The sequence below is a fragment of the Abditibacteriota bacterium genome, from assembly GCA_017552965.1.
Taxonomy (GTDB): domain Bacteria; phylum Armatimonadota; class UBA5829; order UBA5829; family UBA5829; genus RGIG7931.
The window spans coordinates 1-7171 of record JAFZNQ010000023.1 but is presented as its reverse complement, the minus strand read 5'-3'; the positions used below and the strand labels follow the sequence as shown (position 1 = coordinate 7171).

The window sequence follows — 7171 nt, the reverse complement described above, 5'->3', positions numbered from 1 at the left end:
GCGCCCGAACGAAGCGAGGGCGTTGGAGATCTGTGGGGGCACCGACGGCCATAGGCCGTTGGGGGGGCCACTCGGCGGAGAACGGAAAACCTACGGACGGGGCCCGCCAGCCGCATTCCTTACTCCCGCTCGCGGGAGGGGCAAACGGGGAGGACCCGGCCTGAGCAGTGACGCGAGGAAAGACAGCATGCCCCGCGTCATCCCGGCCTCTCCGCCGTCATCCCGGCGCCCGAACGAAGCGAGGGCGTTGGAGATCTGTGGGGGCACCGACGGCCATAGGCCGTTGGGGGGGCCACTCGGCGGAGAGAAGAACCACTCTGATCAAGCGTCATCCCGGCGGAAAACCCCGCGTCATCCCGGCCCAAATCGCATCTTATGTAATGCGTCAGCATTACGCGATTTGGGGTAAGAGATCTACGGACGGGGCCCGCCAGCCCATTCCTTGCTCTGCCATTGGCAGAGGGGGCTGGTGGGAGGGGCCGTACAAGCGGGGTATGGAGAAAGCAGCATAGCGATTTCTTGTCCCGTTGGGCCGGTCCGTGGCCCGGGCTCGCGGTTCTTTCTTAGGGGATCTCTTACCGGTGATGGCCTGAAGGGCCCTCACCGCCGAGATGACGTTGTCACTGAACGGGACATGCGCACCCGGCAAAGTGGTGCGGCGGGCGCTGAGCGCCTGCCGCCATTATCGTTTTGTGCCTGCCGCTTTTGCAGGGCAAAAGCGGCAGGCACAAAATTCCTCTCAGTCCAGCTTGATCCTGATCACGTTCCAGCTGTGCTTTTCCAGCTCTGCCGTCAGGACTCCGTCCTGCAGCCGGCAGCCGTGGGCCGCCCGGGGCTTCACCCGGTCCGGCTCCTCGGGAGTGTTCTCGGCATTCAGGTCCTCGTTGTTCAGCACCGTATGCCCGGCCACGGAACACTTGCCGAAGCGGGACAGGTCGCACTCTGCGGTCAGACTGCTGTCCAGGCTCCTGTTCACCGCAAAGAGGGTGAGCTCCTTTTTGTCCCGGGATATGACCGCCAGAGAGTCCAGGCAGCCTATGCCCTTTCTCCCGCCGGCGTCATAGGTGTCGCCCTGGATCCTCATATCCAGCACGGTGCCCCTGCCCCATTGGGACAGGTGCATGAAGGGCCAGTAGATGGTCTGGGCCCAGCTGCGGCCTCCCTCTTCCCTGTTTTCCGTGAGCACCGGGGCCAGCACGTTCACCAGCTGGGCAAAGCATGCCGCCTTGACTGTGTCGCAGTTGCGGATGATAGTCATCAGCAGGGACGCAAAGGCCAGGGAGTCCACGAACACGTAGTGGTCCTCGCCTATGTGGGGCGCCTCGGTCCAGTCCTCGTGGGGTATCCGGTCGCCGTGATAAGCCACGTTCCACTCGTCCACGGATATATACACCCGCTTGTCGCTGCGCTTCGTGAGGCGGACATACTCAATGATGCCCGCCACCTTGCGGATGTAGTCCTCCAGCTCCAGATTGGAGGCCAGAAATGCGGGGATGCCGCCGTTCGGAACGCCGTAGTAGCCGTGGATGGCGATGTAGTCCGCTATGGGCCAGGTGTGCCTGAGCACCTCCGCTTCCCAGTCGCCGCTCATGCGGTAGGCGGAGGAGCCGCAGACGGTGAGGCGGCACTCCGGATCCATGAGCTTCATGAGCTTGCCGGTCTCATAGGCCAACCGGCCGTATTCCGAGGCGGTCTTGTGGCCTATCTGCCAGTCTCCGTCCATCTCGTTGCCCAGGCACCAGTATTTGACGCCGTAGGGCTCGGGGCTGCCGTTGGCCTTCCGCAGGTCGGACCAGTAAGTCCCTCCCGGGTGGTTGCAGTATTCCATGAGCTCTATGGCTTCCTTTGCTCCGGCGGTGCCCAGATTCACGCCCATCATGGGCTTGACCCCCGTCTTTTTGCACCAGGCCATAAATTCGTCCACGCCGAACTGATTGGTCTCAATGGATCTCCAGGCCAGCTCCTTCCGGACAGGCCGGTCCTTTTTGGGGCCTATGCCGTCCTTCCAGTCGTAGCCGGAGAGGAAATTGCCTCCCGGATACCTGACGCACTCCAGGCCCAGGGGCTTTATCAGGTCTATGACGTCCTGACGGAAGCCGTCCTTGTCCGCCCGGGGATGCTCCGGCTCGTAGATGCCGTGATACACGCACCTGCCCATATGTTCCGCAAAGGATGAGAACAGGGCGTCGTCGGTCTCTCCCACCGTGTAGGCGGGATGTATGGTAATAGTGGCTCTCAATGGTTTTTCTCCTGCGGCGGCTTCGGGTCCTGCCGTATCGGCATACAAAAGACTGCCGGACACCAGCAGGACCGCAGCGCACACTAACGTCCTTATGCCTTTCATTTATCCAGACTTATCCTTATCACGTTCCAGCTGTGCTTTTCCAGGATCCCCGTCAGATGGCCGTCGTCGATGAGGCAGCCTGTTCCGGGCCGGGGCTTTACCAGGTCCGGCTCGTCCGGAGTGTTTTCGGCGTTCAGGTCGTCACTGTTCAGCACCAGCTGCTCGATCATTCTGACGGCGCCGAAGGAGGACAGGTCGCACTTGAAATCCATATCGCTGTCCAGGCTCCTGTTCACTGCGAAGATGGTCAGCTCTTTCTTGTCCCGGGATATGACCGCCAGAGAGTCCAGGCAGCCTATGCCCTTTCTCCCGCCGGTGTCGTAGGTGTCGCCCTCGATCCTCATATCCAGCACGGTGCCCCTGCCCCATTTGCATATATGCAGGAAAGGCCAGTAGGTAGGCTGGACCCAGCAGCGGCCGCCCTCTTCGGCGTTCTCGGTCATTATGGGGGCGATGACGTTCACCAGCTGGGCCATACAGGCCGCCTTGACGTTGTCGCAGTTGCGGAGAATGGTCATGAATATGGAAGCGAAGGCCAGGGCGTCCACGAAGACGTAGTTGTCCTCCACTATGTGCGGGGCCTCCGACCAGTCCTCGTGGGGCAGCCGGTCTCCGTGATACCACACGTTCCACTCGTCCACGGATATATACACCTTTTTGTCCGTGCGCTTGGCGTGGCGGATATACTCTATGATGCCCGCCACCTTCTTGATATAGTCCTCCAGCTCCAGATTGCAGGCGAGAAAGGCGGGCACGTCTCCCCCGTGGCACCCGTAGTAGGCATGTATGGCCACCAGGTCCGCTATACCGTAGGTGTGCCGCAGCACCTCCGCCTCCCAGTCGCCACTCATGGCGTAGTTGGAAGAGCCGCACACGGTGAGGCGGCAGTCCGGGTCCATGAGCTTCATGAGCTTGCCGGTCTCATAGGCCAGACGGCCGTATTCCTCCGCCGTCTTGTGGCAGATCTGCCAGTCCCCGTCTATCTCGTTGCCCAAGCACCAGTATTTGATGCCGTGGGGCTCGGGGCTGCCGTTCTCCCGGCGCAGGTCGGACCAATAGGTGCCCCCGGGATGATTGCAGTATTCCATGAGCTCTATGGCGTCTTTGGCGCCGGCGCTGCCCATATTCACCGCCATCATGGGCTGCAGCCCCGCCTTTTTGCACCACAGGGCAAACTCGTCCACGCCTATCTGGTTGGTCTCCACGGACTTCCAGGCCAGCTCCATGCGCCGGGGCCGCCGCTCCCGCGGGCCTATGCCGTCCCGCCAGTCGTAGCCGGACACGAAATTGCCTCCCGGATACCTGACCAAAGAGAGGCCCAGAGGCTTCACCAGATCGATGACGTCCTGACGGAAGCCGTCCTTGTCCGCCCTGGGATGCCCGGGCTCATAAATGCCGTGATACACGGCTCTGCCTATATGCTCGATGAAGGACGAGAACAGGGCGTCCTCCGTGTCTCCCACCGTGTAGGCGGGGTGGATGTTGATGATGGACTTCAAGTGTTTTTCTCCGGACGGGCCCTGACCGGGACCTCCCTCTGCCGCCTCGGCATTCAGCAGACTGCAGAACATGACGAGCAACGGAACAAGGACAAACATGCTTTTCATATACACGCTCCCGGCTTTTGGCCTCGTATTATTTGGTGTGTCAATTCCATTATAGCATACAAAAGGGCCTCCCACAGCCGCCGTGTTTGCAAAAACGTCCACCCGGATGGAAGCGGTGCGGCAGGCGCCTGCGCCCCTCTCCGCCGTCATCTCGCCGCACGAACGTTGTCCCGTTCAATAACGACGTCATCTCGGCGCCTCCGCAGGAGGCGGTAAGAGATCCCCTTCAAACGAAACGCGAGCCTTCGCTCTCGAACTCACCCAACGGGACAACAGAGGACCCGGCATGAGCAGTAACGCGAGGAACCGTCATCCCGGCGGTAAACCCCGCGTCATCTCGGCCCAAATCGCATCTCATGTAATGCGTCAGCATTACGCGATTTGGGGTAAGAGATCTCAGGAGGGGCCCGCCAGCCGCATTCCTTACTCTGCCAATGGCAGAGAGGGCTGGTGGGAGGGGCCGTATCGCGGGGTACGAATAAAGCCTATAAGTGGTCTATGCGGCAGGGAGGGCAAGGACAAAGCCCGGAGGGTCCGTATCGCGGGGCAACGTCATTCCTCGGAGTGGCTTTTCGCGTATCTCCGCCGACGTGGAACCCCCAATGCCTTTGGCATCGGTGCCCCCACAGATCTCCAACGCCATCGACTGCGTCTCAGGCGCTGGGATGACGGCGGAGTGATCATCACATCCCCGGCGTTGAGAATGGTGCGCCACACCCCGCGTCATCCCGCCCAAAACGGCAAAGAATCTTTAGGCCGTTTTGGGTCAGGGATCTACGGAGGGTCCGCCTGCCCGTTCCTTACTCTGTCAAAGACAGAGCGGGCAGGTGGAAGGGGCCGTACAAGCGGGGTACGAATAAAGCCTATAAGTGGTCCATGCGGCAGGGAGGGCAAGGAAAAAACCCGGAGGGGCCGTACAAGCGGGGCTGGAAAAGCCTCCTCACACTTCTCGTCAGTACTATGATACGGCCCCTCCCATTTGCTTTCTCCACACGCGGGAGCAAGGAAGAAGCAAATGGGCCCCACCGTGGGTCCCTTCCCGGAAATGGCCAAACGCCAACGGCGTTTGATCTGTTGCCATTTCCGCCGGGATGACGAGAAGTGTTTTCTCCTTCACTCTTTCCGTGCCCGGGGCAATTGGACCAGGGTAATGGCCGCAAACATGATGACGCACCCCGCCAGCTCCCGGGCGGTCATATGCTCCCCGAGCAGGAGGACTCCGCCGATCACCGCAAACACTGCTTCCATGCTCATGAGGAGCGACGCGGTGGTGGGCTCGGTGTGTTTTTGGGCTATGAGCTGCAGGGTGAAGCCGCCGCCTGCGGACACGATGCCGCTGTAGAGGATGGGCACTATGGCCGGGGCCAGCTTTTCCGCGGAGGGCTCCTCCATGACAAAGGCTGCTATTGAAGCGATGACGGTGACCACGGCGAACTGGATGGCGGACATACTGACAGGCTCCCCCAGCCCGGCGTAATGATCCACGCTGAGTATATGGCAGGCGTAAAAGACGGCGCAGGCGCATACCAGCAGGTCGCCTTTCAGGAGCCGGAATTCGCCGGATATGCACAGAAAATACATCCCGACGACCCCCAGCAGCACAGCCGCCGCCACCAGCCAGGTGATCTTTTTTCCAAAGAGGACAAAGGCAAACAGGGGGACCAGCAGCATATACATGACGGTGATGAAGCCGGCCTTTCCCGCGGGGGTATAGACCAGGCCCATCTGCTGAAACACGGTGCCCAGGGTCAGGAACACGCCGCACCATACGCCGCCGACAAGGGTGTTTTTGCGGTATTGGCGTTCTTCGGCGGCGGTCCGCCGGGCGGCTCCCCCTTTCTTTCGCCGGGTCAGCAGCGCCACCAGGCCCACGGCAAGGGTGGCAAGGGACATTCTCACGGCGGTAAAAGTGACAGGCTCCGCGCTGTCCATGCCCGCCCGCTGAAAGGCAAAGGAGGCCCCCCAGATCATGGCCGCCAGGAGCAGCAGCCCGTTGCCCAATAATCTCATATTCTTCATAGTCATCCGGACCGGGCCTAAAAGACCTCGCCCTCCGCCGGCAGGATCACATAGGGATGGGAAGCGATCACGTCTTTATAGCCGGGGCACTCCGGGTCGTGATCGTTGATGACGCCGCAGGACTGCAGATGCGAATACATGGTCACGGGCCCCACGTAGAGAAAGCCTCTCTTTTTCAGAGCCGCCGCCACCCGGGCGGAAAGGCCGTTGGACACGGGGACCCGGCCGGACCGGTGCTCGGGGTATATTACCACCCTGCCCTCCGTGAAGCTCCAGAAAAAGGGGCACAGACCGCCGTATTCCTCAGTCAGATCCAGGGAGCGGCGGGCGTTGTTGACGACGGCCTTTATCTTGCGGGGAGACCGGATCATGCCCGGCGTGTTCAATATGCGCTCCTCATCCTCCTTCGTGAAGGCGGCGACGGCCCGGTAATCAAAGCCGGCAAAGCATCGGCGGAACACTTCACGCTTGGCCAGCATCAGAGACCAGCTGAGGCCGCACTGCATGCACTCGAGAGTGAGATACTCGAACATCCTGATCTCATCGTGCACCGGCACGCCCCATTCTTCATCGTGGTATTGTCTGTAGGACGGCTCCGACTCCGCCCAGGCGCAAAAGCCCATATCTTTCCCCCGTCAGGCCCCAAGGCCCATTTGTCGCTATAATGATTATACCACATTCACCCGCCAAAAGCCCCGTCTCCCAGTTGTCCCGTTCAACAACGACGTCATCTCGGCGAAACGTTGTCCCGTTCAATAAAACGTCATCTCGGCGGTGAGGGCTCATCGAGCACTCACCGGTAAGAGATCCCCTTCAAACGAACCGCGAACCACGGCTACGGACAAGCCCAACGGGGCAAATATACTCCGCCGGGGGGCACCGACGGCAGAAAGCCGTTGGAGGGGCCGTATAAGGCGGAGAGCGGAAACATCTCTGGAGGGCCCGTCTGCCGCATTCCTTACTCCGGCTATGCCGGAGGCGGCAGACGGGAGGGGCCGTATAAGCGGGGACAAGCAAAAGCCCTCGACCCGCCGTCACCTTGGATGGAAGTGTTGCGGCAGGCGCGGTGCGCCAGCCGCACCGCATTATTATTATACGGCCTTGGGCGGACACTCCCGTGTCCGCCCAAGGCGCCCTTTCCCGCTGCAGGATGCACCCTCGCGGGTGACCGGAGCCAGTACGAAATAGCCGTCATCCCGGC

Annotated in this window: 4 protein-coding genes; all 4 read right to left on the bottom strand. The window is 61.1% G+C overall.

The window, feature by feature from the left end; genetic code table 11:
- Positions 1–739 precede the first annotated feature (739 nt).
- Positions 740–2344 carry an alpha-N-arabinofuranosidase gene (locus IK083_03050; protein MBR4748535.1) on the bottom strand — a complete coding sequence of 535 codons (1605 nt, stop codon included), beginning with the start codon at positions 2342–2344 and terminating at the stop codon, positions 740–742.
- Positions 2341–3915 (bottom strand): alpha-N-arabinofuranosidase, encoded by a 1575-nt coding sequence (locus tag IK083_03045; GenBank protein ID MBR4748534.1) that lies wholly within the window; start codon positions 3913–3915, stop codon positions 2341–2343. Before IK083_03045 ends, IK083_03050 begins: the two co-directional genes overlap by 4 nt.
- Positions 3916–5064: 1149 nt before the next feature.
- On the bottom strand, positions 5065–5970 hold the full coding sequence (locus tag IK083_03040) for a DMT family transporter (GenBank protein MBR4748533.1): 906 nt from the start codon (positions 5968–5970) through the stop codon (positions 5065–5067).
- Between the two features lie 17 nt (positions 5971–5987).
- Complete coding sequence (locus IK083_03035) at positions 5988–6593, bottom strand: DNA-3-methyladenine glycosylase I (protein ID MBR4748532.1); 606 nt, start codon at positions 6591–6593, stop codon at positions 5988–5990.
- Between the last annotated feature and the right edge of the window lie 578 nt (positions 6594–7171).

Coding starts and splice junctions, on each gene's coding strand:
- IK083_03050 (MBR4748535.1), bottom strand. CDS start 2,344: ATGAAAGGCATAAGGACGTTAGTGTGCGCTGCGGTCCTGCTGGTGTCC.
- IK083_03045 (MBR4748534.1), bottom strand. CDS start 3,915: ATGTTCTGCAGTCTGCTGAATGCCGAGGCGGCAGAGGGAGGTCCCGGT.
- IK083_03040 (MBR4748533.1), bottom strand. CDS start 5,970: ATGAAGAATATGAGATTATTGGGCAACGGGCTGCTGCTCCTGGCGGCC.
- IK083_03035 (MBR4748532.1), bottom strand. CDS start 6,593: ATGGGCTTTTGCGCCTGGGCGGAGTCGGAGCCGTCCTACAGACAATAC.